The following is a 23113-nucleotide window of genomic DNA, read 5'->3' as shown; positions in this document are numbered from 1 at the left end:
GCTCAGGGCAAGGCGCGGTAGGTGAGGTTGCTGAATCGCGCCTCGCCGCGCCCGGCCGCGAACAGGCCGGGACGAAGGGCCATGAAGCCGCCGCGGACGTTGTGGTGGTAGCCGGAGACCTCCATCTGGCGGTCGAACTTGGTCCAGGTCCGGCCGTCCGGACTGGTGTGGAACGTGACGATGTGGCGGTCGTTGCGCATCCGAATCCGCATCCGCCGTCCGTTCGGGTTGGTCGGCCGGCCGCGTTCCAGGCCGTACTGGTGGGTGATGAAGGTGCGGGCGTCGAACGACAGGCCGCAATAGAGCTGCTTGTCGTAGAACAGCAGGATCCCCGCCGCGCCGTCCGCCGGGATCTCCACATCAACCTCGATTTCGTAGGCTTGGTCGCCGGCCACGAAGGTGAGCGGCGGCGAGTCTTTGGGCGCGGCGCCGCGGGCCTTGAGCACCAGGCCGCGGTCATAGCGGACGCGGTCCAGCTCGCCCGGCGCGGGATCGGCGAAGGCCCACTGGACGCCCAGCTTCGAGGTCGAGAAGTCCTCGGAGAGCGCCAGGCCGTTGGGGCCGGCCTGGCCGCCCCGGGGCTTGCGGAGCGGCTTGGAAAGGTCGCCGCCATTGGCCTTGAACCAGCCGTCGGACGTCCAGGTGATCGGGTCCAGCAGGCACTGCCGGCCCAGGGTCCAGTAGCCGTTCTCGTAGCCGTGGTAGACCATCCACCAGTCGCCGGCCGGCCCCTCCACCAGCGTGGCGTGGCCGCGCGACCACCACTTTTCGTCCTTCGAGGTGGTGCGCACGATCGGGTTGTGAGGGCAGTGCTCCCACGGCCCATGGATCGACTTCGAGCGCGCGGCGATGACCATGTGGCCGGTGGGCGGTCCCGCCGTGCCGCCCACGGCGGTGATCAGGTAGAACCAGTCGCCCCGCCGCGTGATCTTGGGCCCTTCGGGCGCAAAGCCCTCCACGTCCCACTCCACCGGATAGCGCCAAGGGTCGTAGACATGCTCCACCGGCCCATCGGTGGCCATCCCGTCGTCGGTGAGCCGGACCCGGTCGCCGCCTGACAGGAAGAGATAGCGCTTCCCATCCTCGCCCACGGCGTGCCCGGGGTCGATGTGGTCGGGCAGGTTGAGATCGACCGGCTCGCTCCACGGGCCGCGGATGTCGTCGGCCCAGATCACATAGGTGGAGCGGCGGTCCGGATAACGGGCCGGGATGTAGATGTAGTAGCGGCCCTTGTGCTTGATCAGCTCGCAAGCCCAGACCGAGCCGATGGGGGTCTTCAGCGCCGCCGTGATCGGTGTCCAGTTCACCAGGTCTCGGGAGTGCCAGATCACCACGCCGGGATAGGCCTCGAATGACGAGAAGGTCATGTAGTAGTCGGCCCCGTCCTTCAGGATGGTCGGGTCCGGCCGGTCGCCGGCGACGATAGGATTGAGGAACGTCCCGTCGCCCAGGTCCGCCTGACGCTGGCCCTCGACGCCGGGCTTCCAGGATAGCGGGGCGGAGAGCGCTGGCGTTGCCGCCGCCGCGGCCATGGCGCCGAGGGTCCAACGGCGGGTAGGGACCTGCATGGTTTCAGAACCTGTCTCAAAGGGCCGGCGCGCGGCGGACGTCATCGCTGGGCGTGTAGCCTTCCGCGGTGCGTGTCGGGCGGGTCGGAGCCGCATGTCGCGCCCGCGCCCGGTGCTCCCCCCCGGAAGGGCTCTTCGGCCCCTGCTACCGCTACCATTTCCGGCTCTGACACCGGTGTCAAGACAGGTCCACGCAAGAAAAAGGCGGCCGGGTCGCCCCGGCCGCCGCATCTTCAGAGAAAGGTCAGGCGCCTCAGGCGTCGACCAGGTTCTTTTCCATCGCCGCCGCCCGCATGGACTTCTGCAGCTTCTCGAAGGCTCGGACCTCGATCTGGCGCACCCGCTCGCGGCTGACGCCGTACTCCGAGGCGAGCTCCTCCAGGGTCGTTGGCTCGTCCTTCAGCCGGCGTTCGGTGAGGATGTGGCGCTCGCGGTCCGAGAGCTCCGTCATCGCCGCCTCGAGCAGGCTCATGCGGACGTTCATCTCCTGGGTGTCGGCCACGACCGATTCCTGGGAGGGCGTGTCGGTGTCGACCAGCCAGTCCTGCCATTCGCTCTCGCTGTCGGCGCGCATCGGCGAGTTCAGCGAGGCGTCGCCGCCCGCCAGCCGCCGGTTCATCGAGACGACTTCCTCGTCCAGCACGCCCAGCTTGGTGGCGATCTGGCTGACCTGGTCGGGGCGAAGGTCGCCCTCCTGCAGAGCCTCGATCTCGGACTTGGCCTTGCGCAGGTTGAAGAACAGCTTCTTCTGCGCGGCGGTCGTGCCCATCTTCACCAGCGACCAGGACCGCAGGATGTATTCCTGGATCGAGGCGCGGATCCACCACATGGCGTAGGTCGCCAGGCGGAAACCCTTGTCCGGGTCGAACTTCTTCACCGCCTGCATCAGGCCCACGTTGCCCTCGGAGATCACCTCGCCGATCGGCAGGCCGTAGCCGCGATAGCCCATGGCGATCTTCGCCACGAGACGCAGGTGGCTGGTGACCATCTTGTGGGCCGCCTCGGCGTCCTGGTGCTCCTGCCAGCGCTTGGCCAGCATGAACTCCTCGTCCTTGGGCAGCATGGGGAACTTGCGAATTTCACTGAGGTACCGGCTGAGGCCGCCTTCCGGCGACATCACGGCGAGCGCGTTCACGGCCATGAAAAATCCCCTTTACTCTCCGGGACTTCGAGCTGCCGCGCGGCTCCGCGCTTCGACCTTCGTCGCCCCCTTGTCCCCTAGATAGGTATGCGGTGGCGCTTGCGGAAGATCGCTGGGAGGGCGGCTCGAATGTCCGACTTCTCTAGTGGGGCTTTCTACGCCCCGAGCATGGCGCCAACAAGGCGCCGTTTCTCATGCGTTCGATAGCGGAGCTGCATACGAAAGTTTGGCGGACCCTGTCGGAATCCGGCTTTCCGGCGCGTCCTTGGGTCAGGAAACCTGCATATGGAAAGGATTGTTCCCATGCCGAACCTCACGCCCTGCCTATGGTTCGACCGCGACGCGGAGGCCGCCGCCAAATTCTATTGCGGCGTGTTCCCGAACTCGAAGATCACCGACGTCTCCCGCTATCCCGAGAACCTGCCGGGCGACCGCGCCGGCGAGGTGCTGGTCGTGGCGTTCGAACTGGACGGCAAGCCCTTCACCGGCCTCAACGGCGGCCCGCAGTTCACCTTCAGCGAGGCGATCTCCTTCCAGATCGAGGTGGACACCCAGGCCGAGCTCGACCGCTACTGGAACGCCCTGCTCGCCGACGGCGGCGTGGAGAGCCAGTGCGGCTGGCTGAAGGACCGCTTCGGCCTGTCGTGGCAAGTGGTGCCGAAGCAGCTCGCGAAGCTGATGGCCAGCCCCGACCGCGACTCCGCGAACCGCGTGGCGGCGGCGATGATGCAGATGGTCAAGATGGACATCGCCCAGCTGGAGGCGGCGGCGAGGGGATAGGCTGAAGCCACCGCCCGATCACAACCGGGCCAGCAAGTCCTCCAGCCGCGCCATGTCGGCGGGCAGGGGGCTTTCGAAGCGCACGGTCTCGCCCGTGATCGGATGCACGAAGCCCAGGACGGCCGCGTGCAGCGCCTGGCGCTTCAGGCCCGCCGCGGCGATGGCCTCCTTCACGGGCTGCGACGGGCTGCCGGAGCCGTACACGGGATCGCCGAGGCAGGGGGCCCCCTTGCTGGCCAGGTGGACGCGGATCTGGTGGGTCCGGCCCGTCTCCAGGCGGCACGCCACGCGCGCGGCCAGCGGCTTTTCCGGCGGGCCGAACACCCGGGCGACGGTGTAGTGGGTGATGGCGTGGCGGCCGCCGGTCTTCACCAGCGCCATCTTCTTGCGGTCGGCGGCGGAGCGGGCGATGGCGCCTTCGATGGTCCCCTTGATCGGCGAGGGCGCGCCGCGGGTCAGGGCCACGTACATGCGGTCGATGTCGTGCGCGGCGAACAGGGCGGAGAGACCCTGGTGCGCCGCGTCGGTCTTGGCGGCCACCACGACGCCCGAGGTCTCCTTGTCGATCCGGTGGACGATGCCCGGCCGGGCCACCCCGCCGATGCCCGACAAGCTGGCGCCGCAGTGGTGGAGCAGCGCGTTGACCAGGGTGCCGGTCTCGCTGCCGGGGGCCGGGTGCATCGCCATGCCCGGGGGCTTGTCGACTACGATGAGGTGCGCGTCCTCGAACAGCACCCGGAGCGGGATGTCCTCGGGCTGTGGCTCGGCGGCCACCGGCGGCGGGATCTCCAGCCGGTAGTCGCCAGCCTGGGCCTTGGCGGAGCCATCGGTCACGGCGAGGCCGTCGCGGCTGACGCGGCCCCCGGCGATCAGCGCCTGCAGCCGGGCGCGGCTGAACTCCGGCAGGGCGGCGGCCAGCGCCTTGTCCACGCGCCCGCCCGCCTCCAGCTTCACGAGGCGGACGTCGCCCGCTTCGTCGGCTTCGCCCTCCAGGTCCGGGTCGTCGGGCTCAGAGGCCATGCTTCTCGCTGGCGCCTTCCTCGTGCCGGGTGATCGAACCTTCCTTGAACAGGTATTCCTTGAGCTGCTCGCCCACCTCGGCGTCGTTGCGGCGCATCCATTCCAGGACCATGGCCGCGTGCTCCAGCTCCTCGCGGGCGTTGTGCAGCAGGATGGCCTTCAGCTCCGGATCCTCGGTGTCGTCGGCGCGCTGGCGATACCAGTCGACGGCCTCGAACTCCTCCATCAGCGAGGTGATCGCATAGTGCATCTCGATGGTCTTGCGGCTCAGCTTCTCGCGGGCGACGTGGAGGACTTCGCTGGACATCGGTTGTCATGCTCCTGTGGTATGGCTCAGTCATATCGGGGCCGGGAAGCGGGGAGCAACGACCATGAAGATCGACCGGCGCAAGGCCCTGGCCCTGCTTGGCCTCGGAGCGGCAACGCCTGCGGCGGCGCAAGGCTCCGCCATGGCGTTCACCGTGGCGTTCGACCACGGCGTGGCGTCGGGCGATCCGACCCAGGACCGTGTGGTGCTGTGGACGCGGGTGACGCCGTCCAAGCCCGGCGCGGACGTCCCCTTCACCTGGACCCTGAACCCCGTCGACCGCCGCGCTGGCGGCGCCAAGAGCGGTCAGGGCGTGACCGGCCCCGCACGCGACTACACGATCAAGATAGACGCGACCGGCCTGGACGCGGGCCGCGCCTACACCTTCGAGTTCGAGGTGCTGGGCGTGAAGTCGCCCATGGGCCGCACGCGCACCCTGCCGGCAGGCAAAGTCGACGATGTGGTGCTGGCGGTGGCGTCCTGCTCGCTCTACCCGAACGGCTATTTCAACGCCTATCAGGCGATCGCCGACCTGCCGCGCGTCGACGCCGTGCTGCACCTGGGCGACTACATCTACGAGTACGGCGGGCCGGGCAGCTACGGGATGGACTCGGCCGTGGCGGGCGAGCGCCCGCACGACCCCCCGCGCGAGATCGTCAGCCTCGATGACTACCGGCGCCGCCACGCGCAGTACAAGTCGGACCCCGGCCTGCAGGCCGCCCACGCCAAGGCGCCCTGGGTGGTGGTGTGGGACGATCACGAGACGGCGAACGACAGCTTCCTGCATGGCGCCCAGAACCACACGCCCGGCGCCGAGGGTGACTGGACGGCGCGCAAGGCCGCGGCGCTGAAGGCCTATTTCGAATGGATGCCGATCCGCGAGCCGGCATCGGGCGGCGCCCTGGCCGACGCGGCCATGCGCAGCTTCCACTTCGGCGACCTGGCCAGCCTGATCATGATCGAGACCCGGCTGACGGCCCGCGACCAGCAGGTCAGCCTCGACGCCGACGCGCCGGAAGTCGACGGCAAGCGCGACCTGACCAAGCTGAAGGCCAAGCTGGCCGACCCCCGGCGCCGGATGATGGGCCCGAAGCAGGAAGCCTGGATCGGTGCCGAGCTCACCCGCTCGGTGCAGGCCGGCCACGCCTGGCAGGTGATCGGCAACGAGGTGGTGATGGCCCGCGTCATGCCTGCGGTCCCCAGCAAGCAGCTGACCCCCGCGCAGTACGCCGCGATCCCCGAGGAGTCGAAGCGCCGCGTCGCCCGCTACGAGGCCGCCGCGGGCCTGGGCCTCCCGGTCGGCCTGGACATGTGGGACGGTTATCCCGCCGACCGCGAGCGGCTGTACGACCGGTTCAAGGCGGCCAGGGCGCGGCCGATCGTGCTCAGCGGTGACAGCCACTCGTTCTGGGCCAACGAACTGCACGATGCGGCCGGCAAGCGCGTGGCCTGCGAGTTCGGCACGACCGGGATCACCAGCCCCGGGGCGGGCGAAATCAGCCCGGGCATCAACGCCGGCGACCTCATCGCCGACGCCAATCCCGAGGTCGTGTTCAACGACCAGGTGTCGAAGGGCTTCGTCCTGCTCACCCTGACCCGCGACCAGGCGAAGGGCGAGATGGTGGCCGTCTCCACCATCGTGGCCAAGGATTTCACGACCAAGGTGGTGAAGGCCTTCGTCGCCGCGCCGGACGGCACGGGCGTGTCGGCGCTGAAGGCGGTCTAGCGGCGCGTCACGCCGGCTGGCTGATGCGGGCCCAGATGTCGTCGACCTGCGGCGTGATCGACACGCCGCGGTCCTGCAGGCTCAGCAATTGGACGAGATCGGGCAGGGCCACATTGGCCAGCTCGCCCACATAGCCTCGGGGCGTGGCCTGGAAGCGCGCCGCGCCGGCGTCCGGGAAGCGAAGCTGAAGCAGGCAGCAGTACCAGCGGGCAATATCCAGCCGATCGTACTCCAAACGCGGATGCTTGGCGTACAGCTCGACCCCGGCGGTCAGGACGCTCCCGGGGGGCGCCGAGACGAGCGGCTCCAGGCCCCGGGGCAGCTCCAGCTTCAGGGGAACCCTGACGACCACCGCGTTGAGTAGGAAAAGCATACTGACCCCTGCCGTGGCCGGCGCCTCTCCCGCCGGTCCGGACCGCATTTGAACCCAGGCGCGGTTAGCGGTGTCTTGCCGCGCAGGGTTGATCCACAGGTCTTTTCGCGATCAGCGGCGCTCGAGGGCCAGTTTGAGGCCGAAAGCCAGGAACACGCCGCCCGTCAGCCGGTCCAGCCAGCGGACCACGGACGCGCGCTGGAGCGCGCTGGCCAAGGGGCGCGTGGCGGCGATGAGGGCCGCGAACCAGACGAGGCCCATCACCCCGTGTAGGACCGCGAGCAGGAAGATGAACGGCCCGGCGGGCGCGTCGTGCGGCAGGAACTGGGGCAGGAACGAGACGTAGAACACCCCGACCTTGGGGTTCAGCAGGTTGGTCAGGAAGCCGCGGCGCATCCACGCGACATCCGACCCCGCGTAGGTCGCGGCGGGCGCGGACAGGTCGAAGCCCTCGCGCGGCTTCAGGATCAGGCCGATCCCGAGCCAGACCAGATAGGCCGCGCCGGCCCACTTCAGAATGTTGAACGCCAGGGTCGAGGCGTCCAGCAGAGCCCCCAGGCCCAACGCCACCGCCGCGCCCCAGGCCAGGCAACCGCTGACGATGCCGACGGCGGCCAGCGCGGCGCGGCGCGCGCCCTCGACCGCCGCCGTGCGCAGGACCAGGGCGGTGTCCAGCCCGGGCGTGATGGTCAGCAGGGCCGCGGCGACGCCGAAGGCCAGCAAGGCTTGGACGACGGTCACGGCCGCTTCACCAGCTTGCCGTTCTCGATGGTGCGATAGAAGCACGAGCGCGCGCCCGTGTGGCAGGCGCCGCCGTCGCCCTGGGGCCAGACCTTGAGCCAGACGGCGTCCTGGTCGCAGTCGATGCGCAGCTCCTCGATCACCTGCACCTGGCCGCTGGTGGCGCCCTTGTGCCAGAGCTCCTGGCGCGAACGGCTGAAATAGTGGGCCTCTCCGGTGGACATGGTCTTGTCCAGCGCCTCGGCGTTCATCCAGGCCAGCATCAGCACCTCGCCGGTGCCCGCGTGGGTCGCCACGGCCGCGATCAGCCCGGCGGCGTCATAGCGCGGGGTCAGCCGCGTGCCGGTCTCGAGGGGATTGTTGGCGGGGGAAGCTGGCGGCGCGGTCATGGGAGACCATATGGCGCCGCTGGCCGCCTGCGTCACCTCACCCGTCGCGCCGGCGCCGGGTGAGGCGGATGCGGTCTACCGGTTCACGAAGTCCAGGAAGCGCTGGCGCAGCGTCGGGTCGGTCTTGAAGACCCCGGTGAACTGGGTGGTGATCGTGGAGACGTGACGGTGGTGGACGCCGCGCGTGGTCATGCACTGGTGCGCCGCGTCGATCAGGACGGCGACGCCCGCGGGACGCAGGCTGTCGGTGATGGCGTCGGCGATCTGCTGGGTCATAGTCTCCTGGGTCTGGAGACGGCGGGCGAAGATCTCGACCACCTTGGCCAGCTTGGAGATGCCCACCACCCGGTTCGTCGGCATGTAGGCCACGTAGGCCTTGCCCAGGAAGGGAGCCATGTGGTGCTCGCAGTGGCTCTCGACCTCGATGTCGCGGAGCATGACGATGTCGTCGTAGCCCTGGACGTCCTCGAAGGTGCGCGACAGCTCCTTGGCGGGATCGAGGTTGTAGCCCTCGAACCATTCGCCATAGGCGTCGACCACCCGCTTCGGCGTGTCGATCACGCCCTCGCGGCGCGGATCGTCGCCGGCCCAGGCGATCAGGGTGCGCACCGCTTCCATCGCTTCTTCGCGGGTCGGGCGCTTGAAGGGCTCAAGGTTACCATCGTCGGACCCGATCAGGGTTCGGTCGCGGGCAGGAGCGTCCATGAGAGAGCGTTTCTTTCCAGGGCTGAGTTGCGCCGGAACGAGGGTTCCGGAGATTACGCGTGCCACCCTTTCACTTCGGACGGGGCTTGAGTGGCCTCGCGTCCGGGCGATCTGTATATGGGCGCAAGGCCCGTCTGGGCAACCGTCCGTAGCGTCACCGTGAGCAATGACCCTTAGCCTCTACGACACCATGAGCCGTTTGAAGCGGCCGTTCGCACCCAAGGATCCCAGCCGGGTGACGATGTATGTGTGCGGGCCCACGGTCTACAACTTCGCCCACATCGGCAATTTCCGGCCCGTGGTGGTCTTCGACCTGCTGTTCCGCGTGCTGCGCGACGCCTACGGCGAGAACGCGGTCCTCTATGCCGCCAACGTCACGGACGTGGACGACAAGATCAACAGGAAGGCTGCCGAGGAAGGCGTGCCGATCCAGGTGATCACCGACCGGTATCTCGACGCCTACAACGCCGATGCGGCGGCGCTGGGCGCCCTGCGGCCGACGTTCCAGCCGCGGGTCACCGAGACCATGGACGCCATCGTGAAGATGATCGGCGACCTGATCCATCAGAACAGCGCCTACGCCGCCGAGGGTCACGTCCTCTTCGACACCCAGGCGTTCAGCGACTACGGCAAGCTCTCCGGCCGGCCGATGGACGAAATGATCGCCGGCGCCCGGGTGGATGTGGCCCCCTACAAGCGCCACCCCGCCGACTTCGTCCTCTGGAAACCGTCCAAGGAGAACGAGCCCGAGTGGGAGAGCCCCTGGGGACCCGGGCGTCCCGGCTGGCACATCGAATGCTCGGCGATGATCGAGCAGGCGCTGGGCCTGCCCATCGACATCCACGGCGGCGGCATCGACCTCGTCTTCCCGCACCATGAGAACGAATTGGCCCAGGGCGTCTGCGCCGGCCACGGGCGCGAATACGCCCACGTCTGGATGCACAACGGCTTCCTGAACATGGGCGAGGAGAAGATGAGCAAGAGCGTCGGCAACGTCGCCCTCGCGCACGACCTCCTCAAGCTCTACCCGGGCGAGGCGATCCGCTGGGCCCTGCTCAGCGGCCACTACCGCCAGCCGCTGGAGTGGAACGACGGCCTGATCGAGAGCGCCAAGAGCGCCCTGGACCGGCTATACCGGGTGCTGGACGACGCCGGCCGGTTCCTGGCCGGCGAGCCGGCGGCGGACGGCTGGCAGAATGCGGCTGCCGCGGCCGAGCACGCCAACGTCCGTCACGCCCTGCACGACGACCTCAACACGCCCAGCGCCTTCGCCGCCATGTTCCAGCTGGCCGATAAGGTTCGGGCGGCGGTGATGGCCAAGGACGCCCGCGCCGTCGCCAGCGGCCGCGGCCTGCTGCTCGAGGCGGGCAATCTCATGGGCTTCCTCACGGTCGATCCGCAGAGCTGGTTCCAGAGCGGCGCCGACGACGGCCTGAAGACCCGGGTCGAGGGCCTGCTGGCCGAGCGTCAGGCGGCGCGGGCGGCGAAGAACTGGCCCGAGGCCGACCGCATCCGCGGCGAGCTCGCGGCGTTGAACGTCGAGGTGATGGATGGCCCCAGCGGGGCCACCTGGCGGATCAAGGAGCAGGCCTGATGCCTTTCAAGCCCGGCCCCGAGCTCAAGGCGGCGCCGTTCCAGCGGAAAGGCGGCGCGCTTGGGCCCAAGACCCTGAACCTGAAGACCGAGGGCAAGCCGCCGCCGCCCAAGGGGCCCAGCGGCTACCGGGTCGAAGATCGCATCGGCGTCCAGGCGCCGGCCGAGCTGATCTGGGAGATCGTTCACGACCTGGCCCGGTGGTCGGAGTGGAACCCCACCTATCCGCGCGCCGAGGGCGAGATCCGGATCGGCAACGTGCTCAGCATGGACCTCGTGCTGCCCGGCCAGGACCGCCAGGAGATCAAGCCGCGGATTCTCGACTGGGTGCCGAACGAGCAGCTCCACTGGGAGCTCAGGTTCCTGGGCGGTCTGATCAAGACCCTGCGCTACATCGAGATCACCCCGCTGGCCGAAAGCGGCTGCGTGGTCGACAACGGCGAGATCTTCGGAGGGCTGATGGGGCCCTCGCTCGGCAGGCGCATGCGCGGCCCGGTCCGCCGCGGCTTCCTGGCCATGAACGAGGCGCTTAAGGCCCGCGCCGAAGCCGAGTGGGCGAAGCGGAAAGCCTAGGCTCCCAGCTTCCCACGTTGAGCGGGGGAAGACGCGGCGGCCTCCGGCCTAAGCCGCCTCCACCCGCAGTCGCGGCGACAGCGGGGCGCTGATCATGCAGATCAGGCCGCCCGGCGCGAAGTCCAGGGTGACGTCGCCGCCCATCTCGGCCGCCACGCCGCGTTCCAGCAGGCGGGAGCCGAAGCCCCTTCGGTCGGGCGGAGCGACCGAGGGCCCGCCGCTCTCGTGCCAGACGAAGTCGAGCCGGCTTTGGGTGGCGGTGATCGCGATGTCGACACGGCCCTCGCCGCTCCAGGCGCCATGCTTCACCGCATTGGTGGCGAGCTCGTGCAAGGCCATGCCCAGGCTGACGGCGAGATTGGCGTCGAGCTGAACGTCGGGGCCGCTGAAGTCGTAGGGGCGGCCGTACGGGGCGAGCGCCGCGTCGATCAGTTCGTGCAGGGAGGCGCTCTCCCACTCGCGCTTGACCAGCAGATTGTGCGTGGCCGAGAGCGCCATCAGCCGGTCGAGGAACAGGTGTCGGGCCTCGTCCATGCCCTTGGTCTCGTTGAGCGTCTGGGCGGCCACGGATTGGACCGAGGCCAGGGTGTTCTTCACCCGGTGGTTCAGTTCGTCCAGCAAGAGCTTCTGCCGGGCTTCGTGCTCGCGCATCTCGACCATGGTGGCCATGGCGGCCCGCAGACCCGCGAGCGCGGCGTCGCGCTCGGCGAGGCCGGCCTGGAGCTTGGCGGTGGACGGCAGGGCGATGGCTTTCGGCAGCAGAGGCCAGAGTGCGATCGCGGTCGCCAGCGAGACCGTCGCGGTCGCCGCCTTGACCAGCGCTTCCACGCCATAGACGGGCGTCCAGAGGGTCCAGATCATCATGAAGTGGGTGATCCCGCACAGCAGGATGAAGGCGACGAACATCCAGACCGCCCAGCTGAAGCGCACGTCGCGGCGGTGGTAGAGGAAAACCCCGAGCGCCAGCGGGATCGAGAAATAGGCCAAGCCGATCAGCAGGTCGGAGATCGCATGGGTCCAGATCAGCTCGGGCCGCCACAGAAGGCAGATGCCGTGCGGGCTCAGCGTCTGGGTCTCGAAGAAGTCGCGGAGAGAGTCGGAAAACCCTGACATCGCATACCCCCGACAGTGCTGATTCGAGTGTCGGCTACTCGACGCCTCAGGGGAAGCCTGCAACTCCAGCGCGCTTGGCGGGTCGGTTCGCCTTCGCCATGGTGGCGGCGACGGGTGAGGGACGAAGCGTATGACGGGCAGGATCGGGCGGACGGTGGCGGATTCGATCCCAGAGTGGCCGGACCCGCCGAAGCCGCCGAAGGGCGCGCCGAACATCCTGGTCATCCTCTTCGACGACGTCGGCTTCTCGGATTTCGGCTGCTATGGCTCGCCGATCCGCACGCCCAACATCGACCGGCTGGCGGCCGAGGGCGTGCGCTACGCCGGCTTCCACACCACGGCCATGTGCTCGACGACCCGGGCTGCGCTGCTGACCGGGCGCAACCACCATTCGGTGGGCGTGGGCTGCCTGGCCAATTTCGACAGCGGCTATCCGGGCTATCGCGGCAAGATCGCCAAGGAGGCCGGGACCCTGCCCGAGATGCTGCGGCCGCACGGCTACCGGAACTACATGCTGGGCAAGTGGCACGTCACCAACCTGACCGAGACCGGCCCGTCGGGACCGTTCGACGGATGGCCGCTGGGTCGCGGGTTCGATCGCTTCTACGGCTTCATGGACGCCGAGACAGACCAGTACGCCCCGGAGCTGGTCCGGGACAATACGCCCATCACGCCGCCGGGGACCTTCCAGACCGGCTACCATCTCACCGGGGACCTGACCGACCAGGCCATCCGCTACATCGCCGACCACACCGCCGATGCGCCCGACACGCCCTGGCTTTTGTGGTTCGCGACCGGCGCCTGCCATGCGCCGCACCAGGCGCCCGCCGACCTGATCCGCAGCTACGACGCCCTATTCGAGCACGGCTGGGACGTTGAGCGCGAACAGCGGCTGGCGCGCCAGAAGGCCATGGGCATCGTGCCGCCCGACACCCGGCTGCCGCCCCGTAACGACGGGGTGCGCGCCTGGGACAGCTATTCCGACGACGAGCGCCGGGTCTTCACCCGTCTGCAGAGCGCCTTCGCCGCCATGCTGGACCACACGGACCAGAACATCGGCCGCCTGGTGGACTTCCTGGAGCGCGCGGGCGTGCGCGACGACACCCTGATCATCGTGATGTCAGACAATGGCGCCTCGCAGGAGGGCGGGCCGCTGGGCTTCGTCAACGCCATGGGCCCGTTCAACTTCCGCGGCGAGCCGATGGAGGAGAAGCTGGCCCGGATCGACGACATCGGCGGGCCCGACACCCACTCCAACTTCCCGCACGGCTGGGCGATGGCGTCGAACACGCCGCTGCGCCGCTACAAGCAGAACACCCACGGCGGCGGCATCCGCGACCCGCTGGTGATCTCGTGGCCGAACCGGCTTCCGGCCCGCGGCGAGGTGCGGCCGCATTTCGCCCACGCGTGCGATCTGGTCCCGACCCTGCTGGACCTGATCGGGATCGCGCCGCCTGCCACCGTGAACGGCGTGCCGCAGATGCCGCTGGAAGGGGAGAGCTTCGCCGCCAGCCTGACCGATCCGGCCGCCCCGCCGCGCAAGGCCCCCCAGTATTTCGAGATGTTCGGTCACCGCGGCCTCTGGAAGGACGGCTGGAAGGCGGTGGCGTTCCATCCGCCTGGCGCGCCGTTCGACGACGACCGCTGGGAGCTGTTCCACCTGGACCGCGACTTCTCCGAGACCGACGACCTCGCCGAGACGGAGCCGGCGAAGCTGAACGCCCTCGTCGATGAATGGTGGGCGCAGGCCGAGGCGCACAAGGTCCTGCCGCTGGACGACCGGTTCGGGCCGAGATTCGCCGAGAACTCCGCCCGCTTCCATGGGGCGCGGCGCAAGTTCGTGTTCCACGCCGGCATGGGCCACCTGCCCACCGACGTGGCGCCGGACGTCCGCGCCCGGACCTACCGCATCGAGGCCGACGTGCGCCTGAAGGGCGGGGAGGAGGGCGTGCTGCTGGCCCACGGCGACGCCACCAGCGGCTACAGCCTCTATCTGCAGGGCGGCCGCCTGCATCACACGCTGAACATTGGCGGCCAGAAGACCACCGTCACTTCCGACCGACCTGTCCCGGCGGGCGCCACTAGCCTGGGCGTGGTCTCGCGCGCCACGGGCGAGGGCCTGAACCGCACCTTCACCCTCACCATCGACGGACAGCCGGCGGGCGAGGGGCTGGCGACCACCGGCTTCCTGACCCTGATTTCGTGGTCCGGCCTGGACATCGGCCTGGACCGGGGCAGCCCCGTGGCGGACTACGCGGCTCCATTTTCGTTCACCGGGACGCTGCGCAAGGTAACGGTTGTCATGGATGCCGATCAGACGCTTGACGGCGACGCCGTCGGAGAGGCCGAGATGGCGCGCCAGTAGCCGGAGTTCGCCCATGGATCTGTCGCGCCGCGCCATCCTTGCCGCCGGGGCCGCCGCGCCCGCCGGCGGCGCCCTGGCCGCGGAGATCCGCGCCGATGACGAAGCCCACTGGAGCAGGGTGGCGGCCCTGTACGACGCGCCTCCGCCTGGCGTGATCCAGCTGGAGAACGGCTACTTCGGCGCCATGGCCCGCTCGACCCGGGTGGCCTTCGAGCGGCACACCGCGCGGGTGAACCGCGAGACCTCGATCTATGCCCGCGACGCCTTCAACGCCGACATGGCGGCCGTGCGGGCGCGGTGCGCGAAGCTGCTGCAGGTGGACGCGGACGAGATCGCTTTCACCCGGGGCGGCACCGAGTCCATGGTCACCCTCATCGGCGGCTACAACCGGCTGAAGCCGGGCGATGCGGTGCTCTACGCCAACCTCGACTACGACAGCATGAAGACCAGCATGGCGGCCCTGGGCAAGCTGCGCGGCGTTCGCGTCGTGCGGATCGACCTGCCCGAACCGGCGGACCGCCAGAACGTCATCGACGCCTACGAAGCGGCGCTGAAGGCCAACCCCGACGTGCGGATGATGCTGCTGACCCACCTCAGCAACCGCACGGGGCTGATCCCGCCGGTGAAGGAGATCGTCACCCTGGCCCGCGCCCGCGGCGTGGACGTGCTGCTCGACAGCGGCCATGCCCTGGGCCAGACGGAATTCACCCTGCGCGACCTTGGAGTCGAGTTCGCGGGCCTGGGCCTGCACAAATGGATCGGCGCGCCCGTGGGCGTGGGTCTCGTCTACATCCGCAAGGACCGGATCCCCGACATCGACGTCTCGATCCTGGAGGGGCCCAGCCCGCGGATCGACGCGCGGGTGCACACGGGCACGCTCAACTTCGCCGCCCTGCTGTCCGTGCCCGACGCGATCGACGCCCACGAGGCTGTGGGCCTGCCGGCGAAGGCGCGGCGCCTCCGATACCTGCGCGACCGCTGGGCCGAGGCGGTGCGGGACCAGCCGCGCATCCAGGTGCTGACGCCCAACGACCCGGCGCTGCACGCCGGCATCACATCCTTCCGCCTCGCCGGCCGGAGCAGCCGCGAGGACAACCTCGCCCTCAAGAAGCTGCTCTTCGACCGCTACCGCATCTTCACCGTCGAGCGGATCGGCGTCGCCAAGGGCGCCTGCATTCGCGTCTCGCCGTCCTTCGTGAACACGCCGGCCCAGATGGACGCCCTGGCCGCCGCCTTGCGGGAGATCGCCAAGGCCTGATGAGGCAGAGGGTTGCGCCGTCGAACGTTCGGGCGGAAGATGACGGAGGCGTCATTTTTTGAGAGGCGGGCGAACCGCTCCGGCGCGCGAGGAAACAGGCCATGACCGAACGTCCCATCCCGTCGATCTTCGAACTGACCCCGCTCAACGAGACCTACCGCGTCGATCCACACGCCATGCTGGACGACCTGCGCACCCGCTGCCCCGCGCACCGCGACGCGGTCTCGGGCAGCCTGGTGCTGAGCCGCTACGCCGACGTGCGCGCCGTGGTGAACAACCGCGAGCTCTGGCGCGACCCGATCCACGCCGAAGAAAGCGCCCATCTGCAGCGCCGGCTGCTTACCGACTACGATCCCGGCCGTCCGCGGACCAGCCAGACCAGCATCCTCATGCTGGACGACCCCGACCACGCCCGCGTCCGCCAGCCCCTGGCGCAGGCCCTCTACGCCCGCGTCGCCAAGTTCCGGCCGGAGGTGGAGCGGATCGTCGACGAGACCCTGGACCGGCTGCAGGGCGAGCGCGCGTTCGACCTCATGGACCGCTTCTGCGTGCCGATCCCCATCGACGTTATCGCCTCGATCCTCGGCGTCGACCACGACCGGCTGGTCGAATTCCGCGCATGGTCCGAGGGCATCATCCAGGGGCTCAATCCCTTTCGCACGCCCGAGCAGACCGCGGCGATGGAGACCGCCGACGCCGCGCTCAGGGCCTATTTCACCGAAGCGATCGAGGCGAGGCGGACGGCGCCCGGGGACGACCTGATCAGCGACATGGTCCAGCTGCAGATGGGCGGCGCCGACCTGTCGGACGACGAACTGCGCATCAACCTGACGGCCCTGCTGGTGGGCGGCAACCTCACGACCACCGACCTGATCGGCAACGCCGTGCGCCTGCTGCTGCTCAACCCCTCCGAGCTGGCCAAGCTGAAGGCCGACCCCTCGATCATCAATGCGGTGGTCGAGGAGGTGCTGCGGTTCGAGCCGCCCGTGGACATCACCGGCCGGATCGCCTCAGGCGACATGGAGGTGGGCGGGTGCCCTCTGAAGGCCGGCCAAGCGTTGACCGTGTCGCTGCGCGCCGCCAACCGCGATCCCGAGGCCTACGAGGACCCGCACGTCTTCGACGTCAGCCGCAAGCACAAGCCGCACGTGGCGTTCGGCGGCGGCGCCCACATCTGCATCGGCGCGCCCCTGGCCCGGCTCGAGGCCCAGGTCGCCCTGGTGAAGCTGTTCGAACGCTTCCCCGACCTCCAGCTCGCCGACCCGGACGAGACGCCCGCCTGGCGCACCCTGCCGTTCTTCCGCGGGATGGAGCAGCTGGCGGTTCGGACGTAGCGCCGCAACCGTTTGACAAGACCCCTCGCCATGCCGACCTAGGGGGGGATGATCGACGACCTCTATTCGGCGAAGCTTCTGCGACTGGCGGCGGAGATGCCGCGCGCCGGTCGGCTGGCCGCGCCGGACGCCACGTCGGAAAAGGTCTCCAAGCTGTGCGGCAGCCGCATCGTCGTGGACGTGAGGGTCGAGGACGGCCGTGTGGCGGATTTCGCCCAGGACGTGAAGGCCTGCGCCCTGGGCCAGGCGGCGGCGTCGGTGCTGGGCGCGCACGTGATCGGCGCCAGCCTGGAGGAACTCGAAGCCACCCGTGATGCGTTCCGCTCCATGCTGAAGGCGGGCGGCCCGGCGCCGGAGGGGCGCTTCGGCGATCTGGCGTTGCTGGCGCCGGTGAAGGATTATCCCGCCCGCCACACCTCCACCCTGCTTGCCTTCGAGGCGGCGGCGGAGGCGGTGCGCAACGCGGTCGAGCGGAGAACCTGATGCCGGACTTCATCTTCCTCCATCACGACGACGCCTCGGGCGACGGCGGGCTGGACTGGGACCCCTACTTGACCCGACTGCGCGAGGCGGGCGTCTTCCAGGGCGGCAGCGCCATCGGCCAGGGGCATTGCGTGAAGAAGTCGGGCGCCGCGCCCGAGCCCACCGCACATATTTCGAGCTTCGTCCGCGTCACCGCCAAGGACCTCGAGGAAGCCCGCGGCCTCCTGTCCGGCAATCCCGTCTTCGAGGCCGGCGGTACCGTCGAGATCCGCGAACTCCCGCTGGGCTGAGGCCGGCGGGCCTCGGCAAGGTTCCGTTTCGGGGCCGCCTGTGATATCCGGCGCGCCTCGTTTCCACGCTGGTTCGCCATGGTTCGCCCGACGGACATCGCCGCTCGCTTCGCCCCGGTCCCGCGGCCGGTCGCGACGACGCCTGCGCGAACTACTCCCGCCGGCGCGGCTTGAACCTCTCGGGGTCCCGGCGTAGGCACGGGGTCCGCATTCGCAAACCGCAGCCGGCATGAGCTTCTACGAGAGATGCGTCAGGGGGCTCTTACGCGCCTACAAGCTGACGCTTTCGCCGCTGATCGGGCGGCAGTGCCGGTTTGCGCCGACCTGTTCGGAGTATGCCGCTGAAGCCCTGATCGGGCACGGCCCTGCGCGAGGCTCCATCCTCGCCGTGCGCAGGCTGTGTCGATGTCATCCTTGGGGTGGCGCGGGATACGACCCGCCGCCGCCCCCGCGTCCAAAGGCCGAGCGCCGGGCGCGCGACTGGAAGTGTGAAACATGATCGATCTGATTTTTCCCGACGGCTCGAAACGCCAGTACGAGGCCGGCGTCACGGGCAAGGAGGTGGCGGCCTCCATCGCCTCCTCGCTGGCCAAGAAGGCCATCCTGATCAAGCTGGACGGCGAACTGCTGGACGTGGACCGGCCGTTGGAGGCCGGCGGCAAGTTCGAGATCCTGTCCCGGGAGAGCCCCGAGGCCCTCGAGACGATCCGCCACGACGTCAGCCACATCCTGGCCGAGGCGGTGCAGGAGCTGTTCCCCGGCACGCAGGTGACCATCGGCCCGGCGATCGAGGACGGCTTCTACTACGACTTCGCCCGCGATGAGCCGTTCAGCCTGGACGATCTGGCGACGATCGAGCAGCGCATGAAGGAGATCGTCGACCGCGACGAGCCCATCAAGCGCGAGGTCTGGGACCGGGACGAGGCCATCGCCCACTTCCGCTCGATCGGCGAGGAGTACAAGGCCCAGATCATCGAGGGCATCCCCGCCGGCGAACAGGTCAGCGTCTATCGCCAGGGGAACTGGAAGGACCTGTGCCGCGGCCCGCACCTGCCCTCCACCAAGGCGGCGGGCAAGGCCTTCAAGCTGACGAAGCTGGCCGGCGCCTATTGGCGCGGCGATCATCGCAACCCGATGCTCCAGCGCATCTACGGCACGGCGTGGGCCAGCGAGAAGGACCTCGAGGAACACCTCCACCGCCTGGAGGAGGCCGAGAAGCGCGACCACCGCAAGATCGGCAAGGCCATGGATCTCTTCCACATGCAGGAAGAGGCCAAGGGCATGATCTTCTGGCACCCGAAGGGCTGGCAGCTCTACCGCTCGGTGGAGGCCTATATGCGCCGCATGCTCGACGCCGACGGCTACCACGAGGTCAAGGCGCCCCAGATCATGGACCGCGAGCTGTGGGAACGCTCCGGCCACTGGCAGAAGTTCGGCAAGAACATGTTCACGTGCGAGACGGAGGAGGGCGAGTCCCTGGCCGTGAAGCCGATGAACTGCCCCGGCCACGTGCAGATCTTCAACCACGGCCAGAAGAGCTATCGCGATCTGCCCCTGCGCATGGCCGAGTTCGGCGCCTGTCACCGCTACGAGCCCTCGGGCGCTCTGCATGGCATCTTCCGGGTGCGGGCGTTCACCCAGGACGACGCGCACATCTTCTGCCGCGAGGACCAGATCGAGGCGGAATCCACCAAGTTCATCCGCCTTCTGGAGCAGGTCTATCGCGACTGCGGCCTGGAGCTGCACGCCGTGAAGCTCGCCCTGCGCCCCGACGAGCGCTTCGGGACGGACGACGTCTGGGACGTGGCCGAGGCCAAGCTGGAACGCGCCGCGCTGAACGCCGGCATCGAGCGGGTCGAGATGCTTCCCAACGAGGGCGCCTTCTACGGGCCCAAGCTGGAATTCCACCTGAAGGACGCCATCGGCCGCACCTGGCAGTGCGGGACGCTTCAGCTGGACTATGTGCTGCCCGAGCGCCTGGACGCCGAATACGTGGCCGAGGACGGCTCCAAGCAGCGGCCGGTGATGCTGCACCGGGCGATCTGCGGCTCGATGGAGCGCTTCATCGGCGTGATGATCGAGAACTACGCCGGCGCCTTCCCGCTGTGGCTCGCCCCGACGCAGGTCGTGGTGGCCACGATCACCTCCGACGCCGACGATTTCGCGCTGAAGGCGGCCGCCCAGCTGCGCGCCGCGGGCCTGCGCGTCGAGACCGACCTGCGCAACGAGAAGATCAACTACAAGGTCCGCGAGCACAGCCTCGCCAAGACGCCGGTGATCGCCGTCGTCGGGCGGCGTGAGGCGGAAGAGGGCAAGGTCGCCCTCCGGCGCCTGGGATCCGACGGCCAGCAGATCCTGACGCTGGCCGAGGCCGCGAACCTGCTTGCCAGGGAAGCGACTCCGCCCGATCTTGCCCGCACGGGGAGCGTCGGGAACGCCAGCCAGGGGGCTGGCGGGATGGAGGCTGGATGAACAGCATCGCCGCGCCGGTCCTCGCCGCCGAAGCCGTGATCGCGCCCGGGTTCCAGGCGGCGCGGCGCACGGTCTCCGTCGTCATGGTGGTCTACATGACCGGCGAGGCCCTGCAACGGAGTCTCGCCTGCGTCCTGGCCGATCCGCTGGTGGACCAGCTGGTGGTGGTGGACAACGGCTCGACGCCGGCCGACGCTGATCGCCTGCGCGCCCTGGCGGCGAGCAATCGGCGCGTGGTGCTGAAGACCGGCCATGGCAACATCGGTTTCGCGCGCGGCGCCAATCTGGGCGCGGCGACGGCCAGCGGCGAACTGCTGGTCTTCCTGAACCCGGACGCGTTCCTTCAGCCGGGGTGCGTCGCGGCGCTGGCGCGTGAGATCGAAGGCCGGGCTTCGCCCTGCCTGATCGGCGGGCGGGTGCTGAACGCCGACGGGACGGAGCAACGGGGCGCTCGGCGGGGCGAGATCACCCCGCTCAGCGCCCTGATGTCCATGAGCGGCCTCGCCCGGCTGGCGCCCGCCTGGGCCCGCTACGAGGTGCACTGGGAGGGGGAAACCCTGCCGGACGCCGCGGTCCCGGCCCCGACCATTTCCGGCGCCTGCTTCTGCATGCGCCGTGAGGACTTCGACCGGGTCGGCGGCTTCGACGAGGGCTACTTCCTCCACGTGGAGGATGTCGATCTGTGCTGGCGGGTGCGTCAGGCCGGCGGCGAGGTGCTGTTTCACCCCAAGGCCGAGGTGGTCCACATCGGCGGCACCAGCCAGACCAGCCCGCTGAAGGTGGAGTTCCACAAGGGCGTGGGCCTCGCCCGCTATTTCCGCAAGCGCGCCGAAGGGTTCGGCCAGAAGGCCGCGGCCTGGGCCCTCACCCCTCTGGTCGTCCTGGCCGCCGTGGCCCGCCCGCTGCTGCGGCGCTGAGCCGAGGCCGGGTCGCCGTCAGGCGGCCTGCGGCTTGCGGTAGATCGACTGTTTCGGGGTCTCCATCACCCGTCGCATCATCGGCACGAAGGCCTCCAGCGGCATGCTGTCATAGGCCGGATCGAACGAGTTCTGGTCGTAGAGGTGGCAGAACTGGGCCGTGTATTCGAACCACGGATGCCCGCGCCATTCCTCGCGCATGTCGCGGTCCAGGCCCAGGTGATGGAAGAAGTAGTAGCCCTGGAAGATGCCGTGCTTCTCCAGCATCCAGTGGTTCTGATCCGAGATGTACGGCTTCAGGATGGCCGCCCCCAGCTCGGCGTGGCTGGCCGGAAGCAGGATGTCGCCGATGTCGTGCAAGAGCGCGCAGACGACGTATTCCTCGTCCTGCCCGGCGCGGAACGCCCGCGTGGCGGTCTGCAGGCTGTGCTCCAGCCGGTCGACGTTGAACCCGCCGTAGTCGTTGTCCAGCAGCTTGAGGTGCCCGAGGATCCGGTCGACGTGCTCGCCCCGGTGGGCCTGGCCTGCGCGCACGATGGCCTGCCAGTCGGCCTCGGTCCCCTCGGTCATCGCCGTGAACGTCGCCCGGTCGTGCGTTGCCCCGTCGGCCATGATGATCCTCCGCCTATCGTGTTTTCGCCAAATGGTGCGGCCCTGCGACAGCGAGTCAATTCAAAGCCTTGGCCCACGCGCCCGTCGCCGCTATGAAGGCCGCCGCGCGCGGGTGTAGTTCAGAGGTAGAACGTCAGCTTCCCAAGCAAACGGTCAAGAAATTTCGTGAATAAATTCAGTTAGTTGTGCGTTTTCTTCCTGGCAGGTTTTGCAACTCGGCCTGCAAAACGCGGATGTAGCTCAATGGTAGAGCTCTTGGTTCCCAACCAAGTGACGAGGGTTCGATTCCCTTCATCCGCTCCAATTTCTCGTTAAAATTCAAACCGTTGTGAATCCAGCTTTGGTCAGGCGTCCGTGCCCATGACCGCGCACGGGGTGCTCTGCCGAACGTAGGAGTTGCCCTAGACCGTAAGCTTTTTGGGCTTAGGTTCATGCGGGGTCGAGGGATTCAGATGGGCTGGGAACGCGTCACGGCGATGCTGGTTGAGGTCGCCCGCGGGCGTGGCGGATACGGAGCGCTTCGAAGCTGGTTCGGGCAGATGCCCTTTGCTTCCGACGGCGGGGAGGGCGCCGCCATCGCGCGGATGGCCGGATACGCGGTCGATCCTTCGGCGGCGGCCTTTGTCGAGCTCTCCGCTGCCGAGGCCTGTGATGCACTTGCCTTCTTTGCCGTCGACAGCATGGTCATGCCGCGCGGTCGCGCCGTTTCACCAAGCGTGGCTGATACCTTCGCCAAGGGAGTCGAGCGTCTCGGTCCGCAAGCACGCTTCTTCTCGAACGGACGCTGGCACGATTACGCGAAGGTCAGCTCATTTGGCTGGCATGGAATCTCGGACGCGACGTTCGACGGCGGGGTAATTGGTCTGAACGGCGAAGTGGCCTTCATCGTCTGGGTCGAAGAGGAAGACTGACACTCTTGATGTGCCGATGAAGAAGGACATGAGCGCCGAATACCCGCACCTGGAGAGGTTCTGGCCGTATCTCGATCTGCTCCACAAGGAGAGTGACCGCGGCAAGGTGCTCATTTCCACCGGATTCATGGAGGAGCAACTCAAGGACGTACTTCTCGCATCCATGCGGAAGGGCAAAGTCGCCAACGACCTTCTGACGTCCGGGAACGCGCCTCTCGGCACGTTCAGCTCACGCATCTCAGCCTGCTTCGCGCTCGGGTTCGTTACCGATGACGAGCATCATGACCTCACGCTGGTCCGGCGCATCCGCAACGACTTCGCCCACGGCATCCACACCACTTTCGATACGCCGAGCGTCGTGGACCGCTGCCGTCAACTTCGCCTCAAAGCTGTCAAACGGCGTTCAAAAGGGACCCCCGATCGGCGTCGAAGAGGGACCCCC

24 protein-coding genes and 1 tRNA gene are annotated in these 23113 nt (G+C 68.6%); 15 read left to right on the top strand and 10 right to left on the bottom strand.

Features of this window, described 5'->3' with window-relative positions; genetic code table 11:
• Positions 1–2 precede the first annotated feature (2 nt).
• Positions 3–1568: a family 43 glycosylhydrolase gene (locus AX721_RS02705; protein ID WP_068874438.1), complete on the bottom strand. Its 1566-nt coding sequence runs from the start codon at positions 1566–1568 to the stop codon at positions 3–5.
• Positions 1569–1821: 253 nt separating this feature from the next.
• A complete protein-coding gene (rpoH, locus tag AX721_RS02700; protein ID WP_068874436.1) occupies positions 1822–2709 on the bottom strand; it encodes an RNA polymerase sigma factor RpoH in 888 nt (295 codons plus the stop codon).
• Between the two features lie 303 nt (positions 2710–3012).
• On the opposite strand from rpoH, the gene AX721_RS02695 reads away from it, so the two are divergent.
• Positions 3013–3489, top strand: a complete 477-nt coding sequence (locus tag AX721_RS02695; RefSeq protein ID WP_068874434.1) for a VOC family protein — start codon at positions 3013–3015, stop codon at positions 3487–3489.
• A gap of 18 nt (positions 3490–3507) precedes the next feature.
• Here the strand turns inward: AX721_RS02695 and AX721_RS02690 are convergent, their stop codons facing one another.
• The gene (locus AX721_RS02690) at positions 3508–4509 is read right to left on the bottom strand and encodes an RluA family pseudouridine synthase (protein ID WP_082765606.1); all 1002 of its coding nucleotides are present in this window, start codon (positions 4507–4509) and stop codon (positions 3508–3510) included.
• Entirely contained in the window at positions 4499–4816 is a 318-nt protein-coding gene (locus tag AX721_RS02685; RefSeq protein ID WP_068874432.1) for a ferritin family protein, read from the bottom strand. Before AX721_RS02685 ends, AX721_RS02690 begins: the two co-directional genes overlap by 11 nt.
• 64 nt (positions 4817–4880) lie before the next feature.
• Here AX721_RS02685 and AX721_RS02680 point away from each other — a divergent pair, with 64 nt between their 5' ends.
• Positions 4881–6542, top strand: coding sequence for an alkaline phosphatase (locus AX721_RS02680; protein WP_068874431.1), 1662 nt, complete (start codon positions 4881–4883; stop codon positions 6540–6542).
• A 7-nt stretch (positions 6543–6549) separates the two neighbouring features.
• On the opposite strand, the gene AX721_RS02675 is transcribed toward AX721_RS02680, so the two are convergent.
• From AX721_RS02675 to folE, 4 genes are all read right to left on the bottom strand, one after another.
• The gene (locus AX721_RS02675; protein WP_068874430.1) at positions 6550–6915 is read right to left on the bottom strand and encodes a hypothetical protein; all 366 of its coding nucleotides are present in this window, start codon (positions 6913–6915) and stop codon (positions 6550–6552) included.
• A 111-nt stretch (positions 6916–7026) separates the two neighbouring features.
• A complete protein-coding gene (locus AX721_RS02670) occupies positions 7027–7656 on the bottom strand; it encodes a LysE family translocator (RefSeq protein WP_068874428.1) in 630 nt (209 codons plus the stop codon).
• Positions 7653–8045: a phosphoribosyl-AMP cyclohydrolase gene (gene hisI, locus AX721_RS02665; RefSeq protein ID WP_068874426.1), complete on the bottom strand. Its 393-nt coding sequence runs from the start codon at positions 8043–8045 to the stop codon at positions 7653–7655. Before hisI ends, AX721_RS02670 begins: the two co-directional genes overlap by 4 nt.
• Positions 8046–8120: 75 nt before the next feature.
• Entirely contained in the window at positions 8121–8750 is a 630-nt protein-coding gene (folE, locus tag AX721_RS02660) for a GTP cyclohydrolase I FolE (RefSeq protein ID WP_068874424.1), read from the bottom strand.
• A 166-nt stretch (positions 8751–8916) separates the two neighbouring features.
• On the opposite strand from folE, the gene cysS reads away from it, so the two are divergent.
• Positions 8917–10344, top strand: a complete 1428-nt coding sequence (cysS, locus tag AX721_RS02655) for a cysteine--tRNA ligase (RefSeq protein WP_068874423.1) — start codon at positions 8917–8919, stop codon at positions 10342–10344.
• On the top strand, positions 10344–10916 hold the full coding sequence (locus tag AX721_RS02650) for an SRPBCC domain-containing protein (protein WP_082765607.1): 573 nt from the start codon (positions 10344–10346) through the stop codon (positions 10914–10916). The genes cysS and AX721_RS02650 overlap by 1 nt, the downstream gene beginning before the upstream one ends.
• A 48-nt stretch (positions 10917–10964) precedes the next feature.
• On the opposite strand, the gene AX721_RS02645 is transcribed toward AX721_RS02650, so the two are convergent.
• The gene (locus AX721_RS02645; protein ID WP_068874421.1) at positions 10965–12029 is read right to left on the bottom strand and encodes a sensor histidine kinase; all 1065 of its coding nucleotides are present in this window, start codon (positions 12027–12029) and stop codon (positions 10965–10967) included.
• Positions 12030–12159: 130 nt separating this feature from the next.
• Between AX721_RS02645 and AX721_RS02640 the strand changes: the two genes are divergently transcribed.
• The 8 genes from AX721_RS02640 (at position 12160) to AX721_RS02610 (ending at position 21148) form a co-directional block, all read left to right on the top strand.
• A complete protein-coding gene (locus AX721_RS02640) occupies positions 12160–14394 on the top strand; it encodes an arylsulfatase (protein WP_068874419.1) in 2235 nt (744 codons plus the stop codon).
• A 13-nt stretch (positions 14395–14407) separates the two neighbouring features.
• The gene (locus AX721_RS02635) at positions 14408–15652 is read left to right on the top strand and encodes an aminotransferase class V-fold PLP-dependent enzyme (RefSeq protein WP_068874416.1); all 1245 of its coding nucleotides are present in this window, start codon (positions 14408–14410) and stop codon (positions 15650–15652) included.
• 101 nt (positions 15653–15753) lie between these two features.
• A complete protein-coding gene (locus tag AX721_RS02630; RefSeq protein ID WP_068874415.1) occupies positions 15754–16986 on the top strand; it encodes a cytochrome P450 in 1233 nt (410 codons plus the stop codon).
• Positions 16987–17034: 48 nt separating this feature from the next.
• Complete coding sequence (locus AX721_RS02625; RefSeq protein WP_068874414.1) at positions 17035–17469, top strand: iron-sulfur cluster assembly scaffold protein; 435 nt, start codon at positions 17035–17037, stop codon at positions 17467–17469.
• Entirely contained in the window at positions 17469–17759 is a 291-nt protein-coding gene (locus AX721_RS02620) for a YciI family protein (RefSeq protein WP_068874413.1), read from the top strand. Before AX721_RS02625 ends, AX721_RS02620 begins: the two co-directional genes overlap by 1 nt.
• A 229-nt stretch (positions 17760–17988) precedes the next feature.
• Positions 17989–18258 (top strand): membrane protein insertion efficiency factor YidD, encoded by a 270-nt coding sequence (gene yidD, locus AX721_RS26655; protein WP_082765608.1) that lies wholly within the window; start codon positions 17989–17991, stop codon positions 18256–18258.
• Positions 18255–20231 carry a threonine--tRNA ligase gene (gene thrS, locus AX721_RS02615; RefSeq protein ID WP_068874411.1) on the top strand — a complete coding sequence of 659 codons (1977 nt, stop codon included), beginning with the start codon at positions 18255–18257 and terminating at the stop codon, positions 20229–20231. The genes yidD and thrS overlap by 4 nt, the downstream gene beginning before the upstream one ends.
• A complete protein-coding gene (locus tag AX721_RS02610; RefSeq protein WP_068874410.1) occupies positions 20228–21148 on the top strand; it encodes a glycosyltransferase family 2 protein in 921 nt (306 codons plus the stop codon). Before thrS ends, AX721_RS02610 begins: the two co-directional genes overlap by 4 nt.
• 18 nt (positions 21149–21166) lie before the next feature.
• Here AX721_RS02610 and AX721_RS02605 read toward each other — a convergent pair whose 3' ends face one another.
• The gene (locus AX721_RS02605; RefSeq protein ID WP_068874408.1) at positions 21167–21760 is read right to left on the bottom strand and encodes an HD domain-containing protein; all 594 of its coding nucleotides are present in this window, start codon (positions 21758–21760) and stop codon (positions 21167–21169) included.
• A 229-nt stretch (positions 21761–21989) separates the two neighbouring features.
• Between AX721_RS02605 and AX721_RS02600 the strand changes: the two genes are divergently transcribed.
• From AX721_RS02600 to AX721_RS02590, 3 genes are all read left to right on the top strand, one after another.
• Positions 21990–22063: transfer RNA gene (locus AX721_RS02600), tRNA-Gly, on the top strand.
• A gap of 149 nt (positions 22064–22212) precedes the next feature.
• On the top strand, positions 22213–22671 hold the full coding sequence (locus tag AX721_RS02595) for a hypothetical protein (RefSeq protein ID WP_068874407.1): 459 nt from the start codon (positions 22213–22215) through the stop codon (positions 22669–22671).
• Between the two features lie 16 nt (positions 22672–22687).
• Positions 22688–23113 (top strand): hypothetical protein (locus AX721_RS02590; protein WP_068874405.1); only part of this gene is annotated, 426 nt, incomplete at its 3' end.

The organism is Phenylobacterium sp. CCH9-H3, from assembly GCF_001557235.1.
GTDB lineage: Bacteria > Pseudomonadota > Alphaproteobacteria > Caulobacterales > Caulobacteraceae > Phenylobacterium.
This window is presented reverse-complemented; position numbering and strand designations above follow the sequence as displayed.

What these genes read in the sequence shown, in the direction of transcription:
- AX721_RS02685 (WP_068874432.1), bottom strand. Translation starts at nt 4,816, where the DNA reads ATGTCCAGCGAAGTCCTCCACGTCGCCCGCGAGAAGCTGAGCCGCAAG.
- cysS (WP_068874423.1), top strand. Translation starts at nt 8,917, where the DNA reads ATGACCCTTAGCCTCTACGACACCATGAGCCGTTTGAAGCGGCCGTTC.
- AX721_RS02625 (WP_068874414.1), top strand. Translation starts at nt 17,035, where the DNA reads ATGATCGACGACCTCTATTCGGCGAAGCTTCTGCGACTGGCGGCGGAG.
- AX721_RS02695 (WP_068874434.1), top strand. Translation starts at nt 3,013, where the DNA reads ATGCCGAACCTCACGCCCTGCCTATGGTTCGACCGCGACGCGGAGGCC.
- AX721_RS02605 (WP_068874408.1), bottom strand. Translation starts at nt 21,760, where the DNA reads ATGGCCGACGGGGCAACGCACGACCGGGCGACGTTCACGGCGATGACC.
- AX721_RS02690 (WP_082765606.1), bottom strand. Translation starts at nt 4,509, where the DNA reads ATGGCCTCTGAGCCCGACGACCCGGACCTGGAGGGCGAAGCCGACGAA.
- AX721_RS02680 (WP_068874431.1), top strand. Translation starts at nt 4,881, where the DNA reads ATGAAGATCGACCGGCGCAAGGCCCTGGCCCTGCTTGGCCTCGGAGCG.
- thrS (WP_068874411.1), top strand. Translation starts at nt 18,255, where the DNA reads ATGATCGATCTGATTTTTCCCGACGGCTCGAAACGCCAGTACGAGGCC.
- AX721_RS02645 (WP_068874421.1), bottom strand. Translation starts at nt 12,029, where the DNA reads ATGTCAGGGTTTTCCGACTCTCTCCGCGACTTCTTCGAGACCCAGACG.
- AX721_RS02650 (WP_082765607.1), top strand. Translation starts at nt 10,344, where the DNA reads ATGCCTTTCAAGCCCGGCCCCGAGCTCAAGGCGGCGCCGTTCCAGCGG.
- AX721_RS02705 (WP_068874438.1), bottom strand. Translation starts at nt 1,568, where the DNA reads ATGCAGGTCCCTACCCGCCGTTGGACCCTCGGCGCCATGGCCGCGGCG.
- rpoH (WP_068874436.1), bottom strand. Translation starts at nt 2,709, where the DNA reads ATGGCCGTGAACGCGCTCGCCGTGATGTCGCCGGAAGGCGGCCTCAGC.
- folE (WP_068874424.1), bottom strand. Translation starts at nt 8,750, where the DNA reads ATGGACGCTCCTGCCCGCGACCGAACCCTGATCGGGTCCGACGATGGT.
- AX721_RS02620 (WP_068874413.1), top strand. Translation starts at nt 17,469, where the DNA reads ATGCCGGACTTCATCTTCCTCCATCACGACGACGCCTCGGGCGACGGC.
- AX721_RS02610 (WP_068874410.1), top strand. Translation starts at nt 20,228, where the DNA reads ATGAACAGCATCGCCGCGCCGGTCCTCGCCGCCGAAGCCGTGATCGCG.
- yidD (WP_082765608.1), top strand. Translation starts at nt 17,989, where the DNA reads ATGAGCTTCTACGAGAGATGCGTCAGGGGGCTCTTACGCGCCTACAAG.
- AX721_RS02635 (WP_068874416.1), top strand. Translation starts at nt 14,408, where the DNA reads ATGGATCTGTCGCGCCGCGCCATCCTTGCCGCCGGGGCCGCCGCGCCC.
- AX721_RS02640 (WP_068874419.1), top strand. Translation starts at nt 12,160, where the DNA reads ATGACGGGCAGGATCGGGCGGACGGTGGCGGATTCGATCCCAGAGTGG.
- AX721_RS02630 (WP_068874415.1), top strand. Translation starts at nt 15,754, where the DNA reads ATGACCGAACGTCCCATCCCGTCGATCTTCGAACTGACCCCGCTCAAC.
- AX721_RS02675 (WP_068874430.1), bottom strand. Translation starts at nt 6,915, where the DNA reads ATGCTTTTCCTACTCAACGCGGTGGTCGTCAGGGTTCCCCTGAAGCTG.
- hisI (WP_068874426.1), bottom strand. Translation starts at nt 8,045, where the DNA reads ATGACCGCGCCGCCAGCTTCCCCCGCCAACAATCCCCTCGAGACCGGC.
- AX721_RS02595 (WP_068874407.1), top strand. Translation starts at nt 22,213, where the DNA reads ATGGGCTGGGAACGCGTCACGGCGATGCTGGTTGAGGTCGCCCGCGGG.